Raw genomic sequence first — 3,668 nt, 5'->3', positions numbered from 1 at the left:
GACGTGATGGGCTGCATCAACAACGGCAATATGCCGCTCAAACAGCTCGCCCCGCTCTTGTACAAAATATTCGGCGTGGAATCAAAGGACTGCTACCGTTTCTACATCGACATCAAACGCCGGAAGAACGAGAGCCGCACCTACTTCCTTGACAAAATGCAGGAAAAACTGAACGAGAAGATGCTCCGTGACGAAGAGATGGAGCGTATGAGAAGATAGACTAAGAATCCCTAAAGAATAACGGGCGGAGCAAGTTTGATACTTTGTTCCGCCCGCTTTCATTGCCTCACGTCAGCCCGGTTATTTCTGCTGTAACAGGTGTTTCAGATTGTCGTCGTTGGCAATCCGCTCCAGTTCCTCCTGAACAATCTGCTTGACTTCCTCCTTGATGCGCCTGTAATTCGCCTGCACCGTTTCCTTCATGTGGTCGTTGCCATCCTCGTCCGTGAAGTCGGTAATGACGGGTATCTTCTTGTAGGCTTTTTCCTCGCGTTTCACCTTCTCTGCATCCACGACAATCTCGCAGTGAAAAATCTTCTGTTCAATGCGCTCGTTGAAGTTATCGGACACAGAACCGACAAACATTCCCTGCGTCAAGCCGGAAATCTTGCTGGGCGGGATAAGCGCGTCCATCTGCGTATTGATAGAGGTGGAAACGTCCTGCCGGTTGATGGAAATGGACTGCCGTTTCTGCAAGACCTTTCCGAAGCGTTCGGATAGCGTCTTGGCGGTTTCACCCACCACCTGCCCGGAGAAGATATTACCGACGGTGTTCATCACGACTTTAGCTTCCTTATCGCCATAGTCGCGCACCAACTGGCTGAAATCCTGAAAGCCCAGACACACGGCAACCTTGTTGCTTCGTGCGGTGGCAATAAGGTTGTCCAGCCCCTTGAAATATATCGTCGGTAGTTCATCTATAATGACCGACGACTTCAGCATCCCCTTCTTGTTGATGAGCTTTACGATACGGGAGTTATACAGACCGAGAGCCGCACCATAAATATTCTGACGGTCGGGATTGTTACCCACGCACAGGATTTTCGGCTCTTCGGGATTGTTGATATCCAGCGTAAACTCGCTGTCCGACATTACCCAATAGAGTTGCGGGGAAATCATGCGCGAGAGCGGAATTTTCGCCGATGCTATCTGCCCTTGAAGCTGCTCAGCCGCCCCACCGAGCCAAGCATCCATGAATGGTGAGAGGTAGTTTTCAAGTTCGGGATATGAAGAAAGAATCGGGAAAATATCCTCGTAACGGCGGTTCAGGAACTCAATGGCATGGGGAAACGTGCAATACTTACCACCCTTATAGATTTTGAGATACCATATAATACTGGCAAACAAGATAATAGGTGATTCCACGAAGAAGTCACCCTGCTTCTGCACCCACGTTTTATTGAGATTGAGCATAATCGTGTACGCACTCTCGTAAGCGTCTGTAATATCCTCCATGAAGTCCGGGTGGATAGGATTGCAACGGTGTGAGCGTCGCGGGTCATCGAAGTTTATCACATAAAACTTCGGTTTCACCTTGTAGCCCTCCGGGTGGTTCAGCAGATGATTGTAGGCTATCGTGGACAAGTCGCTGAATTTGAAGTCGTACACATACATCGAGAAGCCCTTTTCAATCTGCTGCTTGATGAAATTATTTACCACAGCGTATGATTTTCCACTGCCCGGCGTACCCAACACGATAGAAGCCCTAAAGGGATTCACGACATTGATCCAGCCGTTGTTCCAACGCTTTTTGTAGTAAAACCGTGTCGGAAGATTGACCGAATACTCACTTTCTATGAGCCGTGTTTCCTGCATGAAACTCTCGTTCTCGTTGTTGAATACATCGTCCATGAGGTTGTGCTTCAACAGGCGGCTCATCCACAGACCGCCCATCAGCAGGCAGACATAACCTGCGCCGATGGTCAGAATATACAGTCCCGTCACCGCCTCTATCGGGAGCGGCAAAGCCAGTATCCACCAGTTGAGGAAGAACAACACAAAGCCAACGGCAAGGGCTGTCCAGATTCGTTCCCAAGTGATTTTCTCACCCTTCACGCCCTTTGTCCCCAGACAGGACAGGGCAAGCAGGAGAACGGCAAACAGTTTCGTGTACAGGATGGAACGGAACAGCCCCGCCGTGCGGTTGAAGTTCATCAGTATTCTGTCCACCACACCGATGTCCACCCCCCAAAGCCGGATTGCTTCGTAGCAGAACCAGTACACGTTCATGACCACTAAAATAATACTCACGGCACGCAGAAAATCCATGATTTTCGCCAATGCCCTCAAATCGTCTTCTTGTTGTGACATACATTGATTTTTTTGACTGTTGATACTCTTGATTACATTCCCAAGCCCTTGCGCTTCTTCTTTTTCTTCTTGCGCTGCATCGCCCGGATGAAGGCTTCCTCTTCAGCGTCCACTGCCGGACCTTCGGGGGCAAACAGGTTCATGCCGCTGGAATGGCTTTCGTATTCCCCTCCGGAATATCCTTGCCTGTTCTCCAGTTCCTCCACCGGAACGGAGAGCGGAATCGGCGGCTGTCCGGCATAAGGCAGCGTGAAGTGTTCCTGCAAGGCGTTGGCAGAAAGTTCCTTGCCCATGCGTGAGCCGTTTAACACGCAGCCCGTGCGGTGGTCGATGAACGTGGCTCCATAGATGCGCCCTTCCTCCGTGTAGCGTAGCACGGTGTCGATGCCCTTCCTTTTGAGCGTGGCAACAAACTTCTCCTTGTCATACGTGCCTTCCAGCACGGAAAAGACGGTGCGTTTCGTCATGTCAGCAAGTTTCCTGTCCTTAATCTCCTGCTTGGAACGGGCAAACTTCTTCTGTACGGCTTCATAGCCGACGGACTTCCCGAACAGTGAGGACTTGAAAGGATTACCGACCTTGTTACCCTTATCGTCCGTGACGGAATAGACCAGCCCGTGATACTCACGTCCGCGCACATTGCCATGCGCTTCCTCCACCGTCATATTATATAAGGAAAGAAGGGCGCGGTATTCGCCCATCGTCTGAAACTTGTATCTGCGGTTCAGTTCTCTAATCAGATTCCCCGCCTGCTTCTTCACGTCGCCCGCAGAAGCGTCCACTTTGCGCAGCGGCGTATCAAGACGGCGGTTCTTGCGTTCCGCGTCGTGCAGCCCGTATTTCCGTTCCAGTTCGCGTGTTATCTGCTTGCTCCGGTAAAAGTTATTCCGGGTGTCTATGCTCCTGCCTTCCTCGTCCACCCTGACCGTCACAATATGCAGATGGTGGCGGTCGATGTCCTCATGCTTGAAAACGAGATACGGCTGGTTGCCGAACCCCATCTTCTCCAGATACTCCCGTGCGATGTCCTGAAGTTCTGTGTCCGTCAAAATATCGTCGGGATGCGGATTGAGCGAGATATGCACCACCGGTTTCTTCACCTTCGACCGCACGGGCATCAGAGCGAGAAAGTCCTCCATAGCCCGGTGGATATCCACCGTCCCCGAACCGTCATTGTAGATGCGGTTGGTTGTCAGAAGCCGCCCTTTCGCCTCGTTGATCTTTTCCCCGTTGTAGGCAAGTGCGCCGTACAACGAGTTTCCTACACTGATTTTTGCGACCATTTTTCCTGCATCTCTCTTGAAAGTTCCACAATCCGGCGGCTCAGTTTCACGAGTTCGACGGTCTGTTGCTCCAGC

3 protein-coding genes and 1 pseudogene are annotated in these 3,668 nt (G+C 51.3%); 1 reads left to right on the top strand and 3 read right to left on the bottom strand.

Annotated elements, in window-relative coordinates; genetic code table 11:
* On the top strand, nucleotides 1–219 hold a 219-nt coding region (locus tag DW033_RS23610), incomplete at its 5' end, for an RteC domain-containing protein (protein WP_199712382.1).
* Nucleotides 220–300: 81 nt separating this feature from the next.
* On the opposite strand, the gene mobC is transcribed toward DW033_RS23610, so the two are convergent.
* From mobC to DW033_RS23595, 3 genes and pseudogenes are all read right to left on the bottom strand, one after another.
* On the bottom strand, nucleotides 301–2,310 hold the full coding sequence (gene mobC / locus DW033_RS23605; RefSeq protein ID WP_005809229.1) for a conjugal transfer protein MobC: 2,010 nt from the start codon (nucleotides 2,308–2,310) through the stop codon (nucleotides 301–303).
* A 32-nt stretch (nucleotides 2,311–2,342) separates the two neighbouring features.
* Nucleotides 2,343–3,593, bottom strand: a complete 1,251-nt coding sequence (mobB, locus tag DW033_RS23600) for a conjugal transfer protein MobB (protein WP_005809226.1) — start codon at nucleotides 3,591–3,593, stop codon at nucleotides 2,343–2,345.
* A pseudogene (locus tag DW033_RS23595) lies at nucleotides 3,572–3,668 on the bottom strand (MobA protein); the annotation flags it as partial. The pseudogene DW033_RS23595 and the gene mobB, both read right to left, overlap by 22 nt.

This window comes from Parabacteroides sp. AF39-10AC (assembly GCF_003635405.1).
GTDB classification, from domain to species: Bacteria; Bacteroidota; Bacteroidia; order Bacteroidales; family Tannerellaceae; genus Parabacteroides; species Parabacteroides distasonis.
Note: the sequence above shows the minus strand (reverse complement) of the source record. Positions and strands in the feature narration are given on the sequence as shown.

Coding starts and splice junctions, on each gene's coding strand:
- mobC (WP_005809229.1), bottom strand. CDS start 2,310: ATGTCACAACAAGAAGACGATTTGAGGGCATTGGCGAAAATCATGGAT.
- mobB (WP_005809226.1), bottom strand. CDS start 3,593: ATGGTCGCAAAAATCAGTGTAGGAAACTCGTTGTACGGCGCACTTGCC.